The following is a 22,225-nucleotide window of genomic DNA, read 5'->3' on the forward strand; positions in this document are numbered from 1 at the left end:
CGGGCACTGCAAAACACAGTAAAATAGTCAGAAATCCCTTTCCCCGCCCCGCCGCACAGGCTAAATACGGGGCGTGAAACCCTTTTCACATCCGGCGCCCAGCCTTCTTGCCCGCGCCGCTCCGCAGCCAGCTTCCCGCTAGTATCTGTCAAAAACTGACCCGGCCCGACGGCCCGGCACTGCCGGGGCCTGTCTGCGCCGCGGCACGGCTACGGGAAGACCCCATGCACCCTGTCCGCCCCATGACCGGAGGCCTGTGATGAGCCTCCAGCAGAGTATCCCCTGCGCCGCAACAGCAGCGCAGACCGCCTCCCTGCAGGCGCTTCTCAGCACCTATCTGCGCGAAATGGCCCCCGGCAGCGCCGTGCTTGCCGGCGACCGCAGCGCAGTGGAAATCCCGCTCAGCCACATCCCCGCCCGGCTGCGGGTGCGGATCACCTATTTCTCCGCAACCGGCCCCCACCGCTTCGGCCCGGCGCAAATCCTGTTTGATGGCTCCAGCACCTGGCACTCCGCGCCGCCGGTTCAGGTCCTCACCCTGATCGCGCAGGAGTGCTTCACGCGGCTCAACAGCCGCGATGCGGGCCAGCTGCCGGAGTTCCTGCGCGGCCTCTTCAACAGCAATGCCGGGATCGAGCAGAACCTGGTCCGCCACGCAGGGACACCGGAACCCGACGGCTTCCTCAGCGCCGAGCAGGCGCTGACGTTTGGCCATTGGCTGCACCCGACACCCAAAAGCCGCGACGGGCTGACCAACTGGCAGCAAACAGCCTATGCGCCTGAATACGCGGGTGAATTCCGCCTCACCTACTTTACCGCCGACAAAACACTTGTCACAGAAGGCTCCGCCAATCAGACCCCCGCGGACATGCTCCGCCAGATCCCCGGCCTCGGCGGCGTCTTCCGTCTGCGCCCTGATGAGGTGCTGATCCCCGCCCACCCGCTGCAGGCGCAGATGCTGCGGCTGGATCCGCAGGTGCAGGCTCTGATGGCAACAGGCCGCTTGCGCGATCTGGGCGAGGCCGGCTGCACCTTCACCGCCACCTCCTCCCTGCGCACGCTCTACGCTGCAAACTGCCCCTGGATGCTGAAATTCTCGGTCCCGGTTCGGCTCACCAACTCCCTGCGCGTGACCAAGCAAAACGAGCTGGAAACCGGCGTCTTGATGGCGCGGCTGCTGAAACATCTGGACGCCGTCGGCCCCCGTTTCCGCATCCTGAACGACCCGGCCTATCTGACCCTGACCCTGCCGGGCCGCCGCGAAAGCGGGTTTGAGGTGATCTTCCGCGACAACCCCTTCACGGGCGCAGCAGGCAAGGGCATCTACAACCTCGCCGCCCTCACCGCCGATCCGCTGCCGGGCCGCGGCCCGCTCCTCGCCAGCCTGATCCAGCAGGCAGCAGCAGAGCGCGGCGAGGCACCTGCTGAGACCGCCCGCCTTTGGTTCGAGGCCTACCTCACCTGCATGCTCGACCCGGTGCTGGACCTCTATGACCGCTACGGCATCGCGCTGGAGGCACATCAGCAGAACAGCCTGCTGGACCTCAGCACCGGCCTGCCGTCGCGCGGCTTTTACCGCGACAACCAGGGCTATTTCATCGCTGAGGACGCCCTGCCCCGCCTCAGCGCGCTTGAACCCTCGCTGGCACAGCAGCCCGCGCTGGTCTATCCGCGCGCGCGCATCAATGAACGGATGGCCTATTATCTGGTGATCAACCAGATCTTTGCAGTGATCCGCCGCCTGGGCTGCGACGGGCTGGCGCCGGAGCCTGATCTGCTGCTGCAACTGCGCCGCCGCCTGACTACGGCCGCCAGCCGCCTCAGCGGCGCAGGCGCTGACTTCGCCCGCTACCTTCTGACCGCCCCTGCGCTCAGCGCCAAGGCCAACCTGCTGACCCGCGCCCGCAACGTGGATGAGCTGGAAACCCAAGCGCAAGAGGGGCTGTTCCTGCAGATGCCGAACCCCATCGCCGCGGTACAGCCGCAGCACGTGCAGGAGCGCAACGATGTCCCTGCATGAGACCGTGAGCCGCGCCACATCCGCCCCCCGTGTCCTGCGCCAGCTGTGCGAGGCGCTCCTGTGCGAGGGCTGGGCCGCCGCGTTGCAACTGGATCGCGGCCAGACCCTCAGCTGGTCCTTCCGCCGGACCCAATTCCGCGCCCGCGGCCGCCGCGGCGCCTTTGGCCGCTACCGGCTGCAGGAAGGCAGCATCGAGATCCGCGACGGCCTCACATGGCGCCCCGCCAGTACCGCGGATGTGCTGGCAGCAGTTGCGGACCCCTCGCCTGCGCTGGACATCCTGCGCGCCGACCTTCAGCACACCGAACACCTCAGCGATCTGACCGCGCTGCACATCCCCGCCGCAACCCGGCGGCACCGTTTGGGTATCTCCGCGCTGGAAACCGCCCTGCACGAGGGCCACCCCTATCACCCCTGCTACAAGGCCCGCAGCGGTTTCACCGACGCCGACCACCTCGCCTACGGGCCGGAGGGCGGGCAGACCTTCCGCCTGACAGGCGTGCTATTCCACCAGTCTCTGGTGCAGCAAGTGCTGCCTTCACCGGATTTCTGGGAGCACGAGCTGGGCCGGAAAGAATGGCAGCGCATCACCGCGCTGGCAGAGCGGAACGGCGCGCCTCTGGATAGCTTCCGCCTGCTGCCCCTGCATCCGTGGCAGCACGCCAAGCTGCAATCAGACCCGCTTTTCACCAAATGGCGCAACGCGGGCCGGCTCGCAGAGATTGGCCCCATCGGCACACCCTGCCGCGCCACCCAGTCAATCCGCACCCTGATGAACGCCGCAGACCCCGCCCGCGCCCATGTGAAGACCGCGATGGCGATGCGCAACACCTCCTCGCTGCGCACCCTCGCGCCGGAGTCGGTCGCCGTCGCGCCCGCGATCTCCAACTGGCTGGCGCAGGTCCTGGACAGCGACCCGCTGTTCACCAGCCGCTACCCGCTGACCATCCTGCCGGAATACGCCGCCATCACCGCCGGCCGCGGCACCGTGCTGGACGGGCATCTGGCCGCGATCTGGCGGCAAAGCCCTCAGGCGCTTGGCCTGCCCGCGGAACATATGATGCCCGTGAACGGCCTCGCCCTCACCGACCCCGACGGCCGCCCCCTGATTGCCCCCTGGATCGAAACCCACGGCCTCGACGCCTGGCTCGCCCGGCTGATCGAAGTGGCAGTGCTGCCAGTCTGGCACCTCATGGCAGCCCATGGCATCGGGCTGGAGGCGCACGGCCAGAACCTGATCCTGCACCACGAGGACGGCTGGCCCACCGGCCTTATCGCCCGCGACTTCCACGAAAGCCTGGAATACGTGCCGGAGCTGCTGTCGCGCCCGGACCTCTGCCCGGATCTCGCGCAGATCGACCCGGCCTACAAACACGCACCACCGGACAAATTCCACCGCATGTCCAGCGCCGAAGAACTGCGCTGGCTGGTGATGGACACGCTGTTTGTCTTCAACCTCGCCGACCTCTCGGACCTTCTGCAGCACCACTACGGGCTGGCAGAGGCGACCTTCTGGCGCCGCGTCCGCACCCGCCTGGACCGCTACGCGGCTGAGCACGGAATGCAGGGCCGGCAGGCGGCCTTTGCCCCCTTCACCCCGCAAATCCGCGCCGAAAGCCTGATTTCCCGCAAGTTAGACCCTGACAAGCCGCAGCACGGCCACCTGATCGCCAACGCCCTGGCCACCGGAAAAGGATAACCGCCATGTTTGTTCTGAACGACACGACCATCGACCCCTCTGACCTCGCCGCGCGGCTGAACCGCGTGCTGACGGAGCCCGCCACGCACCGCTACGGCCTGCACATGCAAAACGCCGGCGCCGCACTCTCGGCGCTTTTGTACCTGCGCGCGCAAGGCGCCGGCGTCTTCCCGATCCACGCGGGCATCCCGCCGGAAACTGCCCGCGAAATGGCGCAGGCGGCGGGCTGCGACGTGATGCTCAGCGACGGGCTGAAACAGATCAGCCTACCCCAGACGGACACCGCCCCGCGCGGCGGCGTTCTGGTGCAGATGAGCTCCGGCACCACCGGTGCCGCCAAGGTGATCACCCGCAGCTGGGCGGAAATCGCGGCAGAGGTCAAAAGCTACGCCGCCTTCTTCACAGCCAGCGCCGCGATGACGCCGGTGATCGCCTGCCCCGTCACCCATTCCTACGGGCTGATTGCCGGCGTTTTCGTGGCGCTGCACCGCGGCCATGTGCCGGTGGTGCTCGACAGCCTGAACCCGAAATACATCCTGCGCCGCCTGCGCGAAACCGATCAGCCGCTGCTTTATACCTCGCCCGCTATGCTGCACACGCTGGCGCGCCTCCTGCCCGATGGCCAGCGCCTCTACGCGGCCAACACCTCCGGCACCGTGCTGCCAGAGGCCTGGTTCCAAACGATCCGCGCCCGCACCACCCATCTGTTCCAGCAGTACGGCTGTTCGGAGGGTGGCTGCGTCGCCATCAACCAGGATTTGCAGAACCCGTATGACGTCGGCCAGCCGCTGCCGCATGTGACCCTGACCGCAGGCCACAACGACACCCCGGACGCGGTCCGCATCACCATCGCAGGGCAAACAATCGACACCGGCGACCTCGGCTGCCTCAATGACAGCGGCATGCTGGTCTTCACCGCCCGTGCCGATGACATGATCAACGTTGCTGGCCTCAACGTCTATCCGCAGGACGTGGAAAAAGCCGTCATGGCCCTGCCCGGCGTCAGTGACGCCGTCGCCTTCCGCCTGCCTGACCTGCATTCCGGCGCCCGCGCGGGGCTCTTGTATGCCGGCACCGCCAGTGAAGACACCATCCGCCAGGCCTGCCGCACAGCCCTTGCGGATTACCAGCAGCCTGCGCTGATCCGGCACTTGCCCGCCCTGCCCCGCCAGGCCAACGGCAAGATCAGCCGCCGCGAGATCGCCGCAGAGTTTACACCGGAGAGTGCAGACGCATGACCTATGACACCATCCTCGAGGCTATCCGCCAGACCCTCTCCGGCCCGCTTGCCAACCCGTATATGCAGAACTTCTCCGCCCAGGCGGTGCTGAACGACGACCTGCACATCGACTCGGTGATCCTGATCAACCTGATGCTGTATCTGGAAACGGACCATGGCATCGAGATGCCGGAACGCGAGCTGTCCAAGAGCGATTTCGCAACCGTCGACGGGCTGATCCGGATGCTGCTGGGCGAGGCCCCTGAAGCCGCCGAAGACACCTCCAACGCCCCCGCCCCCAGCGAAATCACCGTGCATTGCTTCGTCAGCTGCCTCTGCGCCGCGATCCGGCGGCATGAGCATCTGAACTTCCGCCCGTTCTATTTCGGCACCTGGGACAGCAGCTTTGCGGTGACGCCTGCGATGCAACTCGCCTACCACAGCGAGGAGATCACCCAGGACCACTTCGCGGCTTGGGTCGAGCGGCTCTACAACATCCCGGTGCGCGAATGGTACGACCACAGCCGGACCAAGGAACAGAACCTGATCCGCTTCGAACAGCTCCTCTCAACCAAATCCGATGACGAGCAGCTGGTGGTCTTCCTCGACATGTTCCACCTGCCGGAGCGCGAGAACAAGTACAACCAGAACCCCTTCCCGCATTACGTCATCATTGAGCAGACCGATGATCCGGACCTCTGGCACCTTTATGATCCGGACTACCGCTGGCGTGGCGACCTGCCGCGCGAAACCATCCTGAACGCGATGGCGCAGCCCACCGTCGCGGGCGGCTATATCCTGAACAGCGGCGATGCGCAGGCCCCGCAGGCACAGGATCTGGCGGCCTATTTCACTGAGACTTTCCGCAGCGAGGACAACCTGCTGACCTCCGCCCTGCGGCAGATCTTTGAATACCACTGTGCCCCCGCCCGCCCGCTGGCGCTGGCCGACCTGGGCCGTGCGGTGCGCGAAATGCCGGTGCTCTCTTTGCGCAAATACGCCTATGAGCACGCCTTTGCCTTCTTCTGGCAGGAGCTGGACACACCGTTCGAGCCCTTCGACGCCGAATGCGACCGGGTCGAAGCGCTTTGCGAAGGCTTCCGCAGCTTGCACTTTCTGGCCGCCCGCATCGCCCATACCGGCGACCGCGCCATGATCCCCGACCTGTTCGCAGCGCTCGATTCGCTGGACCAGCTCGAATTCACCATCAAAGCAGCGCTTCATGCCCAGTTTGACACTTGGTGCGCCGCCAACCTGCCAGCCCCGCCCAGTTTTCCGGCCAGCTCGCAACTGGAAGACACCCAGCCGCAGGAGGTACCGGCATGAAAATCTCGCTTTGCACCATTTCCTTCCGCCACCAGCTGATCGGGCTCAAAGACATAGCCTTCTGGGCCCGCGACAACGGGTTTCAGGGGATTGAGCTGTGGGGCGTCCACGCCCGCAACCAATCCCCCTTGGCCATTCACAACGCCCAGTGGATGGCCGCGCAGGGCCTGTCGGTGCCGATGATCAGCGACTACCTGCCGCTGCATGACCCGGACCTGCTGCGCAGCCGCACCCTGGCGCTCTGCGCCCAGGCCCGGACCTGGGGCGCGGCCAAGATGCGCACCTTTGCGGGCCAGCAGGCCAGCGCCGATGCCACCCCGGAGGAGCGCCGCCAGATCACCCGCGCCCTGCGCGAAGCCTGCATCATCGCCGCGGATCACGGGCTGCGCCTGCTGGTGGAAACCCACCCCGGCACCCTCGCCGACACGCTCTCCGCCACCTGCGATTTGATCGACGCCACGGATCACGACGCGCTCGCCATCAACTTCGACGCGCTGCACGTCTGGGAAGGCGGCGACGACCCGGTGGAGGCCCGCCGCATCCTGTTGCCCCGCATCGCCCATTACCACCTGAAAAACGTCTCCGCCCGCAACCGGCTGGACGTCTTTGCCCCCGCCAACGTCTACAGCGCCGCAGGCAGCCGCGACGGCATGGTACCACTGTTCCAGGGCGCCTATGACTACAGCGCGCTGCTGGCAGAAATGGCCCAGGACCCGGCCTGCGAGGCCTCCCTGGAATGGTTCGGGGATGCGGTTTTCCAGACTCTGCTAAGCGATATCACCCAGATTCGCACCCGAACCCGGCGGCCGGAGCCCGAAACCGCGGAAGCGGTCTGAAAACGTCGGCCCCCGATCCTGGCACAAGAAACCCGGCACGCTGGCAGACGTGCCGGGTTTTCTGCTTCCGCATCCTGCCTGTATGAAATCACACCGCCTCAGGCACCCGCTCCGCCGCGCCCGCCTGGCGCTGCCACAGCCCTGCATAGACCCCCTGCTGCGCCAGCAGTTCCGCGTGGCTGCCGTCCTCGGCAACCTCCCCCTCCCGCAGCACCACGATCCGGTCCATCTGGGCAATCGTCGACAGCCGGTGGGCAATCGCAATCACCGTCTTGCCCTGCATAACGTCCCAAAGCGTCTTCTGGATCGCTTCCTCCACCGCACTGTCGAGTGCTGAGGTCGCCTCGTCCAGAATCAGGACAGGCGCGTTCTTCAGCACCACCCGCGCAATTGCGATCCGCTGCCGCTGGCCGCCCGACAGCGCCACGCCGCGTTCCCCCACATGGGCGTCATAGCCGGTCCGCCCCGCGTGGTCGCGCAACCCCATGATGAAGTCATGCGCCTCGGCGCGTTTGGCGGCGGCAATCATCTCCGCTTCCGTCGCACTCGGGTTGCCGTACATGATATTGGCCCGCACCGAGCGGTGGATGAGCGAGGTGTTTTGCGTCACCACCCCGATCCGGCTGCGCAGGCTCTCCTGCGTCACCCCGCGGATGTCCTGCCCGTCGATCAGGATGCGCCCGCCTTCAGGGTCGCGGAACCGCAAGAGCAGGTTGATCAGGGTCGATTTCCCTGCCCCCGACGGCCCGGCAATACCAACCCGCTGGCCCGCCGGTATGTGCAGGTCGATCCCGTTCACCCCGCCTGCCGTGTTGCCGTAATGGTGCCGCAGCCCCTCGATCCGCACCTCGGCACGGGCCACCTCCAAGGGCTTTGCCCCCGGCGCATCCATCACCTCATGCGCTGCCGACAAGGACCGCAGCCCCTCGCGGATCACCCCCATGTTCTCAAACAGCCGGATCGTCACCCACAGGATCCAGCCGCTCATCCCGTTGAGCCGGATCGTCAGCGCCGACACCGCCGCCACCTCACCAACGCTGACAGACCCGCGCATCCACAGCCAGATGGCCGGCGCCACTACGATCAGAATCAGCACACCGTTGATGGCGATGCTGCCAAACGCCAGCCGCGTCATCATCCGCAGAAACCGCTGATAGCGCGTCCGCAGCCGCCGCAGCGCCGACAAGGCATAGGCCTGCTCCTGCCCGTCGCGGGCAAACAGCTTCACCGTTTCGATATTGCCATAGGCATCGACAATCCGCCCGGTCGCGGCAGAGCGCGCATCGGACCATTTCTCAGCTGTCGCCGCCACATTCAGCGCGGTATGGCGCACATAAAGCGCATAAAGCCCCACCCAGGCCACCAGCGGCACCGCCAGCCGCCAGTCGATCTGCGTCAGCACCACCACCGCGCCGATCATGTATGTGACGGCAAACAGCACCGCCTCGAACAGCATATGCACGCTGTCCTGCACCGCAGGCCCCATCTGCATCACCCGGTTGCTCAGCCGCCCGGCGAAATCGTTCTGAAAGAACCCCGCCGACTGCCCCAAAAGATGCCGGTGCGCCTGCCAGCGCACCTGCTCCTGCAAGTTCGACGACAGCGTCTGCTCCAAGAGCAGGTGATTGAGCCCCACCAGCGACGGCCGCACGATCAGCACGCAGAACAGCGCCAGCAGCATCTCCGTCCCATGCGCAGCCCAGAACGCCCCGGCGCCGGTCTCCGCCATCAGGTCCACCACCCGGCCGGAATAGAAGATCAGCCCGCTCTCCATCAGCGCGGTCAGAACGCCGGTGGCAAACATCAGCGGCAGCCATTTGCGGTAGGGCGCCAGCTGCTGCGCCAGATAGGCCCGCAAGGCGGGCCGCGGCGGCGCCTGATGCGCAGGCGCAAAGGGATCGACAAGGTTTTCAAAAGCCCGGAACATTTTGGAGGCCTCTCAAGGATTTTCATGGAACCGCTTGAGATGTGGGTCGCCGTATCCGCCCGCCCGAATCCCCGGAACCAGAGACTAACAAGGGCAAGGGCGCGGATCCTGCCTGCACCGCAGCCCGCTCCTTTTAGGGGCCCCTGCCCCGCTTGTCAGCAGCGAAATTCGCGCCCCGTTGGCAAAATGCGCCCCGGATTTCTGCTTGCGGCAGGCCTGCAGCCCGTTATTGTGCTGCAATCTGAGTAAAACACTAAGGATTACATCATGCTCACCGATCAGGGCCGTTTTGAGACCCCGAACGCCTCCAGATACCTGCAGCAGCTTTGCAAGCATTTTGCGCATAAGGTTGCCGTCGAACACGACGGTACCCGCGGCACCGTCGCGCTGGGAATGGGGCCTGCGACATTGCAGGCCACAGGAAACACCCTGACCGCCGAGGTCACTGCACCTGACGCCGCAGACCTGGCCGAGGCCCGCGACATTATCGACCGCCACCTCGCCCGCTTCGCCTTCCGCGAGGCGTTTGAGGCGATGGACTGGCAATCAGACGCCGCCTGATCCCAGAATCTTGACAAAACGGGTTGGGTTTCCTACCCGTGACCCCGCGTTTCCCCCGGAACGCTTCCAGCAAGGCACTCCCCGCTCCCTCAGGGGCCGCCCAGCCATTTCCGAAAAACCGGCGCCGCCCCTCGCGGCGCTTCTGGCTGGAGACCGGTCCATGACCCTTCGTTTGCCCGCAGCCGCGGCTGCCCTTCTGCTCATGGCCCCCTTTGCTGCGGCTCAGGAAAGCACCGCCGCTCCGGTTCCTGCCATCACCGCGAACACACCCGCAGCCGCCGAAACAGCACCAGCGCCGACGGCTCCTCTTGCGCCGGCCCCTGTGCCTCCGGCCCCGGTCCTTCCATCAGACGCAGACAGCGCGGTAGCGGACCCTGCAGCCGCTCCAGCCCCGCAGCCCGCGGCTGAACCGCCTGCCGCCCCGCCCGAACTGGCGCAGATGGCCAATGACACCTCCGCCAAGGCGCTGAAGTTCCTGCGCGACGGCGGACCCTCAATCTGGGCGATTGCGGCCCTGTCCGTGATCACTCTGGCGCTGATCCTGTGGAAGATCTGGCGGCTGGCCCTCATCGGCGCCTGGTCCCGCGGCAAGGCCGCCGATGCCGTCGCCGCCTATGAACGCGGTGACTGCGCCGCTGCGCTGGCCATCGTGCAAAACCGCATCGGCGTGCGCTCCAAAGTCGTCACAGCCGCCCTCACCGCCACCGCCAGCCTGCCGGAGGACCGCGCCCGCGAGGAGACCGCACGGGTCGCCAAACTGCATCTGGCCAGTGCCGCCACCGGCCTCGGCGCACTGGAGCTGATTGCCACCATCGCCCCCCTTTTGGGCCTCCTCGGCACCGTTCTCGGCATGATCGCCGCCTTCCAGGCGCTGCAGGCCGCGGGATCCAAGGCCGACCCCGCCCTGCTGGCCGGCGGCATCTGGGAGGCGCTGCTGACCACCGCCGCCGGCATGGCCGTTGCGATCCCCGCCTCCGCTGCCCTCACCTGGTTCGAAGCAGTAATCTCCCGCATCCGCCGCGACCTGGAGGACAGCGCCACCCGCATCTTCGTCGCCCGCCAGCCCGATCAGCTGGCGCTGGCCGCCGAGTAGCCCCATGCAGCTCGCCCCCGCCCCGCGCCCGCGGCGCAAACCCAGCCTGACGCCGATGATCGACGTGGTGTTCCTGCTCCTGGTGTTCTTCATGCTGGCCTCCCGCTTCGGCATGGACACGGTGCTGCAGCTGCCGCTGGCCGGACAGGGCGGCACTTACAGCGGCCCGCCGCGCCTCATTGGCGTCGGACCCGGCAACCTGGATGTGAACGGCGTGCCGGTGGCGGACAGCAATCTGGCCCAGGCATTGGCGCCGCTGATGAAAAGCCCAACCGACATGCTGATCCTGCGCGGCCGTGACGGCGCCAGCCTGCAGCGCATCACCGACATCACCGCGCTGCTGCAGCAGGCAGGCCTCAGCAACATCGTGCTGGTGGAGTGAGGCAGCGCCCATGGACCTGAGCGATCCCCCGAAACGTCCCCGCACCGAATCCATCGTGCCGATGATCAACGTGGTGTTCCTGCTGCTGATCTTTTTCCTGATGACCTCGCGCCTGGCGCAGCCCGACCCGTTTGACGTGACCCCGCCCGATGCCGCCTCCGAGGCCGCGCCAGAGGCCCAGCCGGTGCTCTACATCGCCGCCGACGGCCGGATGTTTTTCGACGGGGCCGAGGGAGACGCTGCACTCGCCCGCCTCGCCACTGCCAGCGCGGACAGCCCGCAAATCCAGCTGCGCGCCGACGCACGGCTGGAGGCCAAGACCCTCGCCCGCATCCTGCGTCAGCTGGCGGAAGCCGGCCTCGCCCGCGCCGAACTGGTGGTGCGCCAGCCATGAAGCGCGCCACTGAGTTCACCGTCTTTGCGGGCCTTGCGGGCCTTATCCACATTGCGCTCTTTGCCAGCGCGCCGGAAACGGGCGCGCACTCCAGCGGTGCAGGCGGCGATGCGCTGGTCTCGCTGCAGCCCGCCAGCGCCGAGGTCGCCCGCATGACCGAGGCCTGGCAGAAACCGCCGGAAGTCCCGCAGATCGAAACCCCGAGCCCGGAAGCTCCGCCGCAGATCCAGCCCCCTGCCCTGCCGCAGATCGACTTGGCCCAGGCGCCGCGCGCCGCGCTGCTGGCCCCGCTTACCCAGCCCGCTGCGGCCCAGCCGGTGCAGGCCGACACCGCCCCGCCGCCGCCAAAACCGCGCAAACCAGCGCCAAAGCCGGAACCGCAGGCCAAGCCGCAACAAACCCCGCCGCCCAAGGCCAATTCCAACCGCAACGCAGCCGGCCAAGCGGGCCAGCGCGCCGCAGGTGCGGGCGGCGGCACTGAGGCGGGCCAAACCGGCGGCGCCCGGACGGCCACCGCAAATCCCGGCCGCGAGGCCAAGCTGCGCACCGTCTGGGGCAACAAGATCCGCGCCCGCATCGAACGGCGCAAGCGCTACCCCTCTGGTGCCAAAGGCCGGGCCCAGGTGGTACTTCGCCTGACGGTTGCCCGCGACGGCCGGCTGCTGGACCACCGCATCGCCAAATCCTCAGGAATTGCCGCGTTTGATCAGGCGGCGCTGGACGCCGTCGCCCGCGCCGGAAAATTCCCGCCAGCCCCGAAAAAGCTGCAGGCCAGCCAAATCCGCCTCAGCCTGCCCATCAGCTTCACCCGGTAGCGCTGTCAGCCCTCTTCCAGCCTCACCGTCACCACGCTGTTCATCGAGTTGCTGACGGTGCAGGCGGACTTGGCCTGCATCACGATCTGCCCGGCCAGCGCCGCATCATCCGAAAGCCTGCCAATCACGGTCACCTCTGCCGTTTCCAGGTGCCCCGGCAGTTCCGGCGCACCAACTCCGGCTACCTGCACCTGAAACGGCGGCAGCTGCAGCTTGTGCCGGCCGGCCGTCCATTCCAGCGACCGCACAATACAGGCGCCAAGCGCGGCCAGCATCGTCTCCACCGGTGAGCCTGCAGGCGGGTACGGGCTGCTGTCCGCCCCTTCGCCGCTGGCATAGCGCAGCTCTGCGCCGCCATCAAAGATCACGAACACCGGGCCATAGCGCTTGGGTTTGACTTTCAGGACCACGCTTGCCTCCCTTTCCCTTCTGCACGCCACACCCGATCACCCCCGGAAAACAGGCTCTAAACAGGCAGATCCTCAAACGCGCCCGGAACCAGCTCTTCCCAGAAGGCCGCCATTTCCGCCGCCAGCAGCGCCGCCGCCCAGCCGCGGTTGCGGAATTCCTCGCGGTCGATTTCATCCTCCAGACGGCTCAGGAACAGACGTTTGTCCGCATCCCGCTGGGTGGGCGAACGCCCCGCCGCCAGCTCCCGGATCCGCTCCAGCTTCTGCGCACGCCGGGACCGCTCCCGCGCCTTGGCCGCATCCTCTGCCGCTGCAACCCGCGCCGCCTCGGCCTCTGCCGCCTTGCGCGCCTGCGCTGCCGCCAGCACCTCCGGCGACACGTCCTTGGCGGCTTCCGAAGGTCCGGACTTGTAATCATCGCGCAGGGCCGCGCTCAGATAGCGCACCGGACTGTCCACAGCCTTCTGCCCCTTCAGATAGCCGACCTTCTCGGCGACATAGTCCTCGCCGTGCTCGGCTATCCACTGCCGCGCCAGCCGGTCGCTCACACCCAGTTCCATCAGCTGCGTATAGACCGCCCCCTGCCGCACCCCCGCGCCATCGTCGATATCCAGCATCGCCAGCTGCGGGTTCTCCTTGATGCGGAACCGCACCTCCGCCACCTGCCGCCCCATCTTCTTGAACTCCGGCGTCAGCAGGATGTTGGAGGTCTTGTTCACCTCCGCCACCGCCGGTTTGATGATCTTGGCATTGAGATGCTTGAAGCTCTCGTAATAGGCGCTGCCATCCACCCCCATCAGGCGGCGGAACAGCGCAATGTCCCACCAGCCGGTCGAGCCGGTGCGCACAAAGCGATAGCAGTTTTCATACAGCGCCAGCGCATGGCCGCTGGTGAACCGCCGCTGGATGTTCAGATTGATCAGGGCAAAGACCTTGGGGTCGTGCAGCTTCTCCGCCAGCGCGGGGCTATAGGCATACTCGCAGACCCCGCCGGACAGCTTGGCATAAGAGAGCAGCGAGCTGACGCCCCATTCCTGCCGCCCCTGCTCATCCAGCATGTCCCATTCGGCCACCGTCTCCGCCAGCGAGCGCAGCGACTGCTTCAGCGTTTCCATGTCGTTGGAGTTGTAGCCCACCATCAGGCACAGCGTCTGCGCGTCGATCTGGTGCTTGGGCTTGGTCACCAGCGCGTCATAGGCATTGAGCAGCAGCACATTCGACAGCTTGCGCTGCAAGAGCGTCAGCTTGCCTGAGACATGAATCGCCGCCACATTCTTCTTCACTGAGCCCCGGCGCAGGGGACCTGTCAGCTTGCTGTGCGGGATATGTTCTGCGTCCATCGCCCTGCCCTATTGCCCCGCTTTGGCCTTTGCGACTCTGCGGGATCTGCTCTCGGGAATATTATGACGGAAAAGGCACCCGCGCTCAATCCTGCTTTGGGCACCCTTTTACGGGATCAGACCATCCTGCAAACGGGTACCTTTACAGGCGGCCTCCGGAATTTCGCGCCAAACGGCTGCTCAAACCCCGTGTTCAAGGCTATTCTGGCCCCCGAAACGGCCCGTTTTGGCTGTCTCGAGTCGCGGGTCCCCGTCCTCCTGCGAATCGGGACCCTTGTTCCCGCAGACGGGTACCAATGCCCCTGAAAACGGGTACCCTTGGTACTGGAAACAGGTCCCAAAACCTATCTAACTATCTGATAAACATCAACTTACTGACCCTAAAGATTCTAAACTGAATCAAAGATTCACAACATTTCAACTTGTTTGTGCCATAGTCATTATTGGGGAAAAGAGTCATATATTCCGCGGGATACGGACGGCAGCGGAAAACAGATGCGCTGCCAGATAATGATTCACCTTCTGCCCAGGATGTGCGACAAAAACCGGGATAACACGCCGAACAGGCGATATACCCGAGGCATAAGGCACATGGCAAAGAAACCTGATACCCCCCTGCCCCCCTATTTCAACCTGGATCCGGAGGCAGCAGCGGCCAAGCTTGGCGAACTGGTGGATACCGCCAGATTTGCCAAGGCCGCCGCCTTTGCGGGCCGCGGACGCGACGATCTGGCCAAGCGCGGCTACGCCCCCGACGGCCGCAAGCGGCTGCGCAAATTCTCCACCTGGGAGATTACCCGTTACCTGATCCCAGTGGCCCCCGCTCACCTGCGCCGGGTCCTGAACAAGAACCCCGACCTGCCCCAGGGCGAAGGCGCCAGCGGCTCCAAATGGTTCACGCTGGAGGAGGTGCTGAAACTGCGCGACCACTTCGCATCCGAAGGCATCAGCACCAAGGAATACCGCCCCTACCGCCCCGAAGGGCTGCCCGCCAAGGTCGTCGCGGTCGCCAACTTCAAGGGCGGCGTCGGCAAGACCTCCACTGCCGCCCATCTGGCGATGTCCGCCGCACTCGACGGCTACAAGGTGCTGGTGGTCGACCTCGACAGCCAGGGCTCTATGACCTCGATCCTCGGCGGCCAGGTGGCCGATGAATGGCAGACCGTCTTCCCCCTCCTCGCCCGCGACTATGCCGAGGCGGTGGAGGCTGAAAACAAGGTCCGCGCAGCCTCTGGATTAGACTCTATTCCGCTGGATGAGACTCTGACCGAGGCCAAGGAGGTTTCGCTGCGAAACGTGGTCCAGAAAACCCACTGGCCCAACATCGACCTCATCGGCGCCCAGCTGAACCTCTACTGGGCCGAATTCCAGATCCCGGTCTGGCGCATGGGGCTGCGCAATTGGGCGCTGTGGGATGCGCTGACCAACGCGCTGGAGGCCGGCGGCGCGCTTGATGAATATGACATCGTGCTGCTGGATACCCCCCCTGCCCTCGGCTACCTCACCATCAACGCGCTGGCCGCCGCCGACATCCTGATGGTGCCGCTGGGCGCGTCCTTTCTGGAGTTCGACTCGACAGGCCGCTTCTTCGACATGCTCTATTCCACCTTTGCCTCTATCGAGGACGGCGAGAACGCCGGCCGCCGCCGCGCAGGGCTGCCGGAGATGAAGTTCGAATGGGACGTGGTGCGTGCCCTGATCACCCGCTTTGACGCCAGCCAGCAAAGCGACCTGGCCAATGTGATCCAGGCCTATTTCGGCGACATGATGAACGCCTACCGCCAGGACTATACCGCCCTCGTCGGTCAGGCCGGCGAAAGCGTGTCCGGCATCTACGAGGCGGACTACCGCAACTTCAACCGCGAGACCTATGTGCGCGGCCGCGAGGTGTTCGACCGCACCTATGCGGAATTCAAGGAGCTTCTGATCGGCAGCTGGTGGCGCGATCAGCAGATGGAGCAGGCAGAACAGACCCCAAAAGAGGACAGAGCAGATGGCACGCCGCAGACAGCTTGAAACCCCCTCTCCCGAGGCGCTGAAGGAAATCGAGGCCGGCATCGACCGCGACCTCGCCCGCGGGCCCGCGGGCCTGCGCCCGCCGATTGCCGATGTGGTGGCCGACGCCGCCCGCCACGCCAGCCCCCTGCCCCAGGCCGACCGCGAGGCGGCCGCGCGGGACAAGGCTGACGCCGAACGGCTGCGCGCCGCGGAGGGCAAGGGCCTGGTGGCGGTGGAGCTGCCGCTGGAGGACATCACCGCCGACGCCCTCAACCGCGACCGCATCGTGCTGGATGAGGACGAGATGCAGGAGCTGATGGCCTCGATCTCCGCCAACGGGCTGCGCCTGCCGATCGAGGTCTTCGAGCCGCTGAACCCCGAGGATGCGGGCAAATACGCGCTGGTCTCCGGCTACCGCCGCCTGTCCGCCATCCGCCGTCTCAATGCCATGAGCGGCGGCGAACGGTTCCAGACCATCCCCGCCTTCATCCGCGAGCCCGGCAGCATCGCCAATGCGCTGGTGTCGATGATCGAGGAAAACGAGATCCGCTCCGGCCTCAGCCAGTATGAGCGCGGCCGCGCGGCGGCCTCGGCGGTGCATGACGGCATCTTTCAGAATGTCGACGACGCGGTGGCGGTGCTGTTCCAGCACGCCTCCAAGGCCAAGCGCTCCAAGATCCGCTCCTTTGCGCTGATCCACGAGGAGCTGGGCGACATGCTGGCCTATGCCACCGGCCTCAATGAGCGCCAGTGCCTGCGGCTGGCCGCCGCGCTGCGCACCGGCACCGCTGAGGTGATGCGCGCCGCGCTGGAGGCCGCAGGCGCGCGCTCCGCGGCAGAGGAATGGGACGCGCTGCTGCAGTTCATTGAACAGGCCGAAGGCGCCCCTCAGGACCCGGCCCGCGGCGGCCGCCCCAAAACCGCGCAGAAGGTTGAGCGCAGCCGCCGCACCCGGCTGGCCAACGGCATCTCCATCGAACGCGAAAGCGGGCCCAACGGCTATGCGATCCGCTTTCACGGCAGCAATGTCACCTCCGATCTGGTCGACGCGGTGATGGAAAATGTCCGCCACCTGCTGGAACAGGGCTGAGCGGGCAGGGGCCGCATCAGTGGTTTCGCAGCGAAACCCCGGCTGAAGGGCCGGGGTTTTTCATTGCCGCTGTGGCCTGAAGGGCAGGGAGGTTTCGCTGCGAAACCTCTGAACCGCCCAATCCTCCCTGCGGCGCCCTTTTCGCAGCGGCCCGCTCAGCAATGGCGTTCTTGCCTGCGGGCTGCATTGCCCCGTGAGAGGTTTCGCTGCGAAACCTCCAAACCGGACAGGCTTGGAAGACAGGGGGCAGAACCGCCGTCCATCCAGGTCAGCTGTAAACCAGAGCGCGACAGTGATGCCATGCGCGGCCCAGGTTTCGCTGCGAAACCTCTGCAGCCTCAGACCGGCAGCGGGCAGTCACGCCCCTGCAGCAGGCGCGCGGCCCGCCGCCTTTGGCAGATTTTGTGGTTTTTTTGGCGCTTAATTTTCCGGCGGCTTGGGCATCACCGGAACAGGGCAGATGTCCGGCACCCGTGCTGGCCGCGCCCTTTCGGTGGCAACAGACGGAGCACGGACGTGAGTGAAGACAGCCCGCATATCTACCGGTGCATCGGCATCGGTTTCGGCCCCTCCAACATCGCGCTGGCAATTGCGCTCGAGGAAGCGGGGGAACTGGACAATGTGCTGTTTCTGGAAAAAGCGGCAGCGCCGGACTGGCAGGGTGAATTCCTGATCGATGGCAGCGACATCCAGCACAATCCGCTGCGTGACTTTGTAACCCCGCGCAACCCGGCTTCTCCCTATGGGTTTCTCAGTTATCTGAAGGCAAAGGGCCGCCTGTTCGAATTTCTCAACCTCGAAGCGCCCTATCCGCCGCGCACCGAATACGCCCGCTATACCGTATGGGCAGCGCGTCAGTTCGACCGCGCAGTGCGCTACAGCGCCGCGGTGCGCAGCCTGGAATATACCGAGGCCGGGGGGCTTCCTGCGGTGCGGGTCGGGCTGGAAAGCGGGGAGGTCCTTCTTGCCCGCAGCGTGAGCTTTGCGCCGGGCCGGTCAATCAGCATCCCCCAGCCCTTTGCCGCGCAAATGGGCGGGCGCATGGTGCATGCGGCGCAATACCGCTCCGCCGTGGCCCGCTGGCAGCAGGAGGGCACTGTCCGGCGCATCGCCGTGATCGGTGCCAGCCAAAGCGCGGTGGAAATGCTGCTGGATCTGCCGGGCCATTTCCCGCAGGCGCAGATCACCGGCATCTGCCGGTCCTTCGGTTACAAGCAGAAGGACCTCAGCCCGTTCACCGAACGGGTGTATGAGCCGGAGTTCGTCGACCGTTTCTACGGCGCGCCGGAGGACGTGCAGAACAGCATGCGGCGGGAGCTGTGGCGCAGCAACTATGGCGCCGCTGACCATGACGTGATCAATGCGCTGCAGTTCCGCATGTACGAACAGCGGGTCACCGGGCGGGCACAGATCGTGCTGCTGGACAACAAGACCACGCAGGAGATCGCGCCGCAGGGCGGGGCAGGGGGCTTTGAACTGAGGCTGCTGGACCGGATGGATCGCAGCGAAACCCGGGCGGAATTTGATGCGGTCATTCTGGCGACAGGCTTCCTGAACCACGGCAGCGCGCCTGAAGGCGAGCCCTTTCACCCGCTGCTGGCCGGCATTGCCGAAGAGGCCCGGTTCCGTGCGGACGGCGCCATCGCCCAGGCGCGGGACTACCGGCTGCTGATCAAGCCGGGCCTGACGCGGGCCCCGGTCTTTCTGAACGGCGTTTCGGAAACCAGCCACGGCTTTGGCGATGCCGGCTCCTTCAGCCTTCTTTCGGTCCGCTCGGCTGAGCTGGCCCGGTCGATTGCCGCTGTGCCGGTCCGGCCGCAGAACAACTCATCCGGCGCAGGGCAGGACACCCCTGCGCGGACGGTCCAACCCGCATGACGAGGCAGATTATGTTTGCACTGAAAGACAGAGAGACATTTGACATTGAAACCCTGGTGCGCCGCGGCGAAAGCGCGGTGACAACGCGCGAGTACAACGCCGACCTGCGGCGGCTGCTGCCCTGGCCGGGGCGCGTGAACAGCAAGCGCCCGCTGACGGAATTCGGCGCCATCCTGGTGACCATCCGGCCGCAGGAGGACGTCGATGCCCACCGCCACGACGAGGAGGAATGCTTTATCGTGACCGCGGGCCGGGCGGATTTGGAGATTGAAGGCCAGACAACGCAACTGTTCGCCGGCGACGTCGTCTATATCCCGCGCTTCTGGATGCATCAGCTGCGCAATCCGAACTTTGAACCATTTGTTTTTGTTGATCTTTACTGGGATGACAAGGGCCGAAGCTTTGAAGTGTTTTCTGCAGCCGAGCTTGAGGAGGCCCTGTGATGAAACCCGCGTCTTCCCCTCCCGATTTCATCGTCACCCTGCCGCCGCCGACCCCGAACGGAGGGCTGCATGTGGGCCATATGGCGGGGCCGTTTCTGGCCGCTGACATCTTTGCCAAGGCAGCCCAGGCGGGCGGTCAGAGCGTGCATGTGCTGTCTTTCAGCGACACCAACCAGTCCTATGTGCGGGCGACCGCGGAAAAGCAGGACCGCGATCCGGCGGAGCTGGCATCCGGCTGGACACGCGACATCCTGGACACGCTGGAGATCTACGGTTGCCAGGTCGACAACTACTTCGAACCGGGCCCGGCCTCGGACGGCTTTGTGCGCGACACGCTGCTGCGGCTGTATGATCAAGGCATCTTAAAGAAAAAAACTTTTCCGTTCATGTATTTGCCGGATCAGGAACAGTTTCTGGACGAAGCCGGGGCGAGCGGGTTGTGCCCGCGCTGTCTGGATGACTGCAAGTGCGGCATCTGCGAGGCCTGCGGGTTTCCGACCCGGGCGGACACGCTGCTGAACCCGCGGTGCACCAATGATCCCGCAGCCCGGGTTGAGGTCCGCCACGCCGAGGTGCTGGTGCTGGAACTGGAGGCCTGGCGCGATGCTCTGCGGCGCTTCCACAACTTCGGCACCGCAATCCGGCCAAAGTACCGCTGGCTGGTCGATGACGCGCTTGCCGGGCCGCTGCCGGACTTTCCGGTGACCGTGCCGGGCAGCTGGGGGATCGGCGCCGGGCACCCCGACCTGCCCGGGCAGGTCGTCAATGCCTGGCCGGAGCTGGCGCTGAATTTCGTGCATGGCTATAAGCAGGCGGAGGCCGCTGGCGGGGCGCCGAAGATTGTCAATTTCTTCGGTTACGACAACTCCTATTTCTACGCGATCGTGCATGTGGCCCTGCTGCATGCCGCTGGCATGGAGCAGTTCCTGCCTCATGCCACTGTGATCAATGAATTCTACAATCTGGAAAACGCGAAATTCTCCACCAGCCGCGGGCATCTGATCTGGGCGCGCGACATCGCTGCGGCCTATCCGGCGGATCTGGTGCGCTTTTACACGGCGCTTTCGGCGCCGGGGTTCGAGCAGGGGAATTTCAATGCCCAGGACATGCAGGAGGTTGTCGAGCGCAGGCTGCTGGCCCCGTTCAGGCGGATCGCTGCGGCGGCGGAGACCGCCGGGCAGGGGGGCAGGCTGCCGGATCCGGCAGCGCGGGCGGCTGCGGCGATGGAAACGCGTGTGGCGGCAAGCCTGTCGCTTGAGCGGTTCAATCTGCGGCAGGCGGCCGAGGATGTTTTGAAAGGGCTGGGCGCCATCGAAAGCGTTCAGGCGGCGCCGGGCACGGGCCGGGACTGCGTGATGCAGATGCTGGCGGCCTGGGCGCGCGCCGCCGCACCGCTGATGCCCTCGCTTGCCAGCAGCCTGCAGCGGGCGCTGGAAGCCGGGCGCATTCCGGCGGAGCTGACCGGGCAAGAGCCTGCAGGCGGCGCTAGCGCCCCGGCAGAGGAGCTGGCCGATGCCTGAGCAGATGCACCTCGCCTTCATGACGTTTTCCGTGCTCAAGGCGCCCTATGGCGATCCCTCGGTGCAGGAATTCGATGACCGGACGCCTGACACCTTTGCCGAGGCCGAAACCAGCGGCGGCTTTATCGCCCGCGCCAAGCCGGTGGAGGACATTGCCTGGATGACCAATTACCAGAAGGACTGGGGCCGCTGGGGGCCGTTTGCGGTGCCGCGCTTCTATCCCGGCGGCACCTTCAGCGGCAGCTCCTATCAGGCGCAGACGCTGTCGGTCTGGCGCGACCTGCATTCAGTCTGGACCTTTGCCTATCGCGGCGCCCGCCACCGGGCTGCGCTGAAGCAATCTGCCGAGTGGTTCGGGCCGCAGGACTGGCCGATATTTGCAGCCTGGTGGATCCCGGCGGCGCATCAGCCTGTCTGGCCGGAGGCCTGCGCCAGGCTGGAGCATCTGCATGACCATGGGCCCAGCCCGCAAGCCTTTACTTTCAAGCAGGCCTTTGACCCGCAGGGCAGGCCCTGCCGGCCCAATGCCAAGCTGGAGCCGGAACCCGCCTGAGCGGGCGCGAAGGATGAAGCATTATGACCTTCGATCTTGAAACCTTTGCTGCGGTCATTGCGGTCTACGTGATGATCGTGATCAGCCCGGGACCCAATTTCGTGCTGATCACCCGCTACAGCCTGCGGCATCCGGTGCCTCTGGCCTTTGCCGTGACATTCGGCTTGGCGGCGGGCGCGACGATCAATGCCTCGATCACCATGTTCGGCGTCGGGTCGCTGATTGTGGCGTATCCGTTGTTCGGCTTCTTGGTGTCGGTCGCGGGCGGCGGTTTCATGGGCTATCTGGGGCTGAGCGCAATTGTCTCTGCCCTGCGGGAGCGCACACAGCTGCAACCGGCAGGCCACGCCGCGTCGGTGCCGGCAGAGCAGCCGGAGATGGTGCCAGAGGCCGCGCCTGCCGGGGAAAGGCTTGTTTCAGCCCTGAACAAGGGGCTGCTGGTCAACCTGCTCAACCCGAAGGGCATCGTGTTCTTCATCGGCCTTTATGCGCCGCTGATTGCCCGGACCAGCCTGGCCACCAAAGGCGCGGTGCTGGCCGCGAGCTTTCTGATCGAGATCCTCTGGTACGGTCTGGTGATCCTGATCCTGGCCCGGCCTAGGTTCCGCCGAATGTATGAGCGGGCCAGCTTTTCCATCGACTGTCTTCTTGGCCTGGTGCTGCTGCTGATCGGGATGCGGATCCTTCTGCAGGCCGGCACGTATCTTTAGGAGTGTATAGC

At 65.8% G+C, this 22,225-nt stretch carries 20 protein-coding genes; 17 read left to right on the forward strand and 3 right to left on the reverse strand.

The window, feature by feature from the left end:
• Positions 1–259 precede the first annotated feature (259 nt).
• Genes N6L27_RS15935 through N6L27_RS15955 form a run of 5 tightly spaced genes read left to right on the forward strand, consistent with a single transcriptional unit; the run spans position 260 to position 7,100 of the window.
• Positions 260–2,020, forward strand: a complete 1,761-nt coding sequence (locus tag N6L27_RS15935) for an IucA/IucC family protein (protein WP_271908287.1) — start codon at positions 260–262, stop codon at positions 2,018–2,020.
• Complete coding sequence (locus tag N6L27_RS15940; RefSeq protein ID WP_271908288.1) at positions 2,007–3,719, forward strand: IucA/IucC family protein; 1,713 nt, start codon at positions 2,007–2,009, stop codon at positions 3,717–3,719. Before N6L27_RS15935 ends, N6L27_RS15940 begins: the two co-directional genes overlap by 14 nt.
• Positions 3,720–3,724: 5 nt before the next feature.
• Complete coding sequence (locus N6L27_RS15945; RefSeq protein WP_271908289.1) at positions 3,725–4,957, forward strand: AMP-binding protein; 1,233 nt, start codon at positions 3,725–3,727, stop codon at positions 4,955–4,957.
• A complete protein-coding gene (locus N6L27_RS15950; protein ID WP_271908291.1) occupies positions 4,954–6,264 on the forward strand; it encodes a DUF6005 family protein in 1,311 nt (436 codons plus the stop codon). The genes N6L27_RS15945 and N6L27_RS15950 overlap by 4 nt, the downstream gene beginning before the upstream one ends.
• A complete protein-coding gene (locus N6L27_RS15955) occupies positions 6,261–7,100 on the forward strand; it encodes a sugar phosphate isomerase/epimerase family protein (RefSeq protein WP_271908292.1) in 840 nt (279 codons plus the stop codon). Before N6L27_RS15950 ends, N6L27_RS15955 begins: the two co-directional genes overlap by 4 nt.
• An 88-nt stretch (positions 7,101–7,188) precedes the next feature.
• Here N6L27_RS15955 and N6L27_RS15960 read toward each other — a convergent pair whose 3' ends face one another.
• On the reverse strand, positions 7,189–9,027 hold the full coding sequence (locus tag N6L27_RS15960; protein WP_271908293.1) for an ABC transporter ATP-binding protein: 1,839 nt from the start codon (positions 9,025–9,027) through the stop codon (positions 7,189–7,191).
• A gap of 267 nt (positions 9,028–9,294) precedes the next feature.
• On the opposite strand from N6L27_RS15960, the gene N6L27_RS15965 reads away from it, so the two are divergent.
• From N6L27_RS15965 to N6L27_RS15985, 5 genes are all read left to right on the forward strand, one after another.
• Positions 9,295–9,588, forward strand: coding sequence for a DUF2218 domain-containing protein (locus tag N6L27_RS15965; RefSeq protein ID WP_271908294.1), 294 nt, complete (start codon positions 9,295–9,297; stop codon positions 9,586–9,588).
• 160 nt (positions 9,589–9,748) lie between these two features.
• Positions 9,749–10,681 carry a MotA/TolQ/ExbB proton channel family protein gene (locus N6L27_RS15970; protein ID WP_271908295.1) on the forward strand — a complete coding sequence of 311 codons (933 nt, stop codon included), beginning with the start codon at positions 9,749–9,751 and terminating at the stop codon, positions 10,679–10,681.
• A gap of 4 nt (positions 10,682–10,685) precedes the next feature.
• The gene (locus N6L27_RS15975) at positions 10,686–11,063 is read left to right on the forward strand and encodes an ExbD/TolR family protein (protein WP_271908296.1); all 378 of its coding nucleotides are present in this window, start codon (positions 10,686–10,688) and stop codon (positions 11,061–11,063) included.
• 10 nt (positions 11,064–11,073) lie between these two features.
• Entirely contained in the window at positions 11,074–11,457 is a 384-nt protein-coding gene (locus N6L27_RS15980) for an ExbD/TolR family protein (RefSeq protein ID WP_271908297.1), read from the forward strand.
• Positions 11,454–12,272: an energy transducer TonB gene (locus N6L27_RS15985; protein WP_271908298.1), complete on the forward strand. Its 819-nt coding sequence runs from the start codon at positions 11,454–11,456 to the stop codon at positions 12,270–12,272. Before N6L27_RS15980 ends, N6L27_RS15985 begins: the two co-directional genes overlap by 4 nt.
• Positions 12,273–12,277: 5 nt before the next feature.
• Here N6L27_RS15985 and N6L27_RS15990 read toward each other — a convergent pair whose 3' ends face one another.
• Positions 12,278–12,682, reverse strand: a complete 405-nt coding sequence (locus N6L27_RS15990; protein WP_271908299.1) for an OsmC family protein — start codon at positions 12,680–12,682, stop codon at positions 12,278–12,280.
• A 56-nt stretch (positions 12,683–12,738) separates the two neighbouring features.
• Positions 12,739–14,022, reverse strand: coding sequence for a replication initiation protein (locus N6L27_RS15995; protein ID WP_271908300.1), 1,284 nt, complete (start codon positions 14,020–14,022; stop codon positions 12,739–12,741).
• 591 nt (positions 14,023–14,613) lie between these two features.
• Between N6L27_RS15995 and N6L27_RS16000 the strand changes: the two genes are divergently transcribed.
• The 7 genes from N6L27_RS16000 (at position 14,614) to N6L27_RS16030 (ending at position 22,214) form a co-directional block, all read left to right on the forward strand.
• The gene (locus N6L27_RS16000) at positions 14,614–16,038 is read left to right on the forward strand and encodes an AAA family ATPase (protein ID WP_271908301.1); all 1,425 of its coding nucleotides are present in this window, start codon (positions 14,614–14,616) and stop codon (positions 16,036–16,038) included.
• A complete protein-coding gene (locus tag N6L27_RS16005) occupies positions 16,016–17,110 on the forward strand; it encodes a ParB/RepB/Spo0J family partition protein (RefSeq protein WP_271908302.1) in 1,095 nt (364 codons plus the stop codon). Before N6L27_RS16000 ends, N6L27_RS16005 begins: the two co-directional genes overlap by 23 nt.
• Positions 17,111–17,626: 516 nt before the next feature.
• Positions 17,627–18,988 (forward strand): lysine N(6)-hydroxylase/L-ornithine N(5)-oxygenase family protein, encoded by a 1,362-nt coding sequence (locus tag N6L27_RS16010; protein ID WP_271908303.1) that lies wholly within the window; start codon positions 17,627–17,629, stop codon positions 18,986–18,988.
• 11 nt (positions 18,989–18,999) lie between these two features.
• On the forward strand, positions 19,000–19,431 hold the full coding sequence (locus tag N6L27_RS16015; protein ID WP_271908305.1) for a cupin domain-containing protein: 432 nt from the start codon (positions 19,000–19,002) through the stop codon (positions 19,429–19,431).
• The gene (locus N6L27_RS16020) at positions 19,431–20,951 is read left to right on the forward strand and encodes a class I tRNA ligase family protein (RefSeq protein WP_271908306.1); all 1,521 of its coding nucleotides are present in this window, start codon (positions 19,431–19,433) and stop codon (positions 20,949–20,951) included. Before N6L27_RS16015 ends, N6L27_RS16020 begins: the two co-directional genes overlap by 1 nt.
• Positions 20,944–21,504, forward strand: a complete 561-nt coding sequence (locus tag N6L27_RS16025; protein WP_271908307.1) for a DUF3291 domain-containing protein — start codon at positions 20,944–20,946, stop codon at positions 21,502–21,504. Before N6L27_RS16020 ends, N6L27_RS16025 begins: the two co-directional genes overlap by 8 nt.
• A gap of 23 nt (positions 21,505–21,527) precedes the next feature.
• Positions 21,528–22,214 carry a LysE family translocator gene (locus N6L27_RS16030; protein WP_271908308.1) on the forward strand — a complete coding sequence of 229 codons (687 nt, stop codon included), beginning with the start codon at positions 21,528–21,530 and terminating at the stop codon, positions 22,212–22,214.
• Positions 22,215–22,225 lie beyond the last annotated feature (11 nt).

This window comes from Leisingera sp. SS27 (assembly GCF_028368855.1).
GTDB lineage: Bacteria > Pseudomonadota > Alphaproteobacteria > Rhodobacterales > Rhodobacteraceae > Leisingera.

Bases quoted from the DNA above. Each gene is read 5' to 3' on its own strand.
- N6L27_RS16000 (WP_271908301.1), top strand. From the start codon at position 14,614: ATGGCAAAGAAACCTGATACCCCCCTGCCCCCCTATTTCAACCTGGAT.
- N6L27_RS15940 (WP_271908288.1), top strand. From the start codon at position 2,007: ATGTCCCTGCATGAGACCGTGAGCCGCGCCACATCCGCCCCCCGTGTC.
- N6L27_RS15955 (WP_271908292.1), top strand. From the start codon at position 6,261: ATGAAAATCTCGCTTTGCACCATTTCCTTCCGCCACCAGCTGATCGGG.
- N6L27_RS15995 (WP_271908300.1), bottom strand. From the start codon at position 14,022: ATGGACGCAGAACATATCCCGCACAGCAAGCTGACAGGTCCCCTGCGC.
- N6L27_RS15950 (WP_271908291.1), top strand. From the start codon at position 4,954: ATGACCTATGACACCATCCTCGAGGCTATCCGCCAGACCCTCTCCGGC.
- N6L27_RS16030 (WP_271908308.1), top strand. From the start codon at position 21,528: ATGACCTTCGATCTTGAAACCTTTGCTGCGGTCATTGCGGTCTACGTG.
- N6L27_RS15980 (WP_271908297.1), top strand. From the start codon at position 11,074: ATGGACCTGAGCGATCCCCCGAAACGTCCCCGCACCGAATCCATCGTG.
- N6L27_RS15945 (WP_271908289.1), top strand. From the start codon at position 3,725: ATGTTTGTTCTGAACGACACGACCATCGACCCCTCTGACCTCGCCGCG.
- N6L27_RS15985 (WP_271908298.1), top strand. From the start codon at position 11,454: ATGAAGCGCGCCACTGAGTTCACCGTCTTTGCGGGCCTTGCGGGCCTT.
- N6L27_RS15965 (WP_271908294.1), top strand. From the start codon at position 9,295: ATGCTCACCGATCAGGGCCGTTTTGAGACCCCGAACGCCTCCAGATAC.
- N6L27_RS15975 (WP_271908296.1), top strand. From the start codon at position 10,686: ATGCAGCTCGCCCCCGCCCCGCGCCCGCGGCGCAAACCCAGCCTGACG.
- N6L27_RS16020 (WP_271908306.1), top strand. From the start codon at position 19,431: ATGAAACCCGCGTCTTCCCCTCCCGATTTCATCGTCACCCTGCCGCCG.
- N6L27_RS15970 (WP_271908295.1), top strand. From the start codon at position 9,749: ATGACCCTTCGTTTGCCCGCAGCCGCGGCTGCCCTTCTGCTCATGGCC.
- N6L27_RS15935 (WP_271908287.1), top strand. From the start codon at position 260: ATGAGCCTCCAGCAGAGTATCCCCTGCGCCGCAACAGCAGCGCAGACC.
- N6L27_RS16025 (WP_271908307.1), top strand. From the start codon at position 20,944: ATGCCTGAGCAGATGCACCTCGCCTTCATGACGTTTTCCGTGCTCAAG.
- N6L27_RS15960 (WP_271908293.1), bottom strand. From the start codon at position 9,027: ATGTTCCGGGCTTTTGAAAACCTTGTCGATCCCTTTGCGCCTGCGCAT.
- N6L27_RS16015 (WP_271908305.1), top strand. From the start codon at position 19,000: ATGTTTGCACTGAAAGACAGAGAGACATTTGACATTGAAACCCTGGTG.
- N6L27_RS16005 (WP_271908302.1), top strand. From the start codon at position 16,016: ATGGCACGCCGCAGACAGCTTGAAACCCCCTCTCCCGAGGCGCTGAAG.